This is a genomic window from Haloarchaeobius sp. FL176, from assembly GCF_024609245.1.
Taxonomy (GTDB): domain Archaea; phylum Halobacteriota; class Halobacteria; order Halobacteriales; family Natrialbaceae; genus Haloarchaeobius.
Genome location: NZ_JANJYH010000034.1, coordinates 1 through 499 on the forward strand (window position 1 = coordinate 1; position 499 = coordinate 499).

At 58.7% G+C, this 499-nt stretch carries 1 rRNA gene; it reads right to left on the reverse strand.

Annotation, left to right across the window (positions count from 1 at the left end):
- Nucleotides 1–406 precede the first annotated feature (406 nt).
- Nucleotides 407–499, reverse strand: a 16S ribosomal RNA gene (locus NO978_RS19745); the annotation flags it as partial.

Genomic DNA, 499 nt, shown 5'->3' on the forward strand with positions numbered 1-499 from the left:
TTCGTCGGCTCTTGAGCCGAGCTATCCATCAGGTGGCAGAGTAGCCACGTTAATATATGGGACGTTCACTGTGACCCGGAATGGTCCAGTGGACGCCTGGATTGCGCGTACACACGGTGTCATAACGCGGCCCAGGAGTGTAAGCTGGGCTGCGTTCGACCCTTCCCACCCTCGCTTGCACGGGGTGGTGCATCGGTTCGTTGTTCGGATAGAGTCGTATCGGTCTCCCACACTTAAGGGGAGCGATTCGAACTCCATCCGAACGACACTGACCTCGCGGGAGTCGAACCCGTCTCGTCTCTCGACGATCCAGCATGAGGTCTGTGAGCCTTGGTGGTTCTAAAGCGCCCGGTCGGGCGAAAATCGACCACGAGGTGGGCCAGACGTATCGTCTGGTCCCGATCTGTGGAGGTGATCCAGCCGCAGATTCCCCTACGGCTACCTTGTTACGACTTAAGCCCCCTTGCGAAGCCCAGATTCGACCCATCTCTGGGCCTCA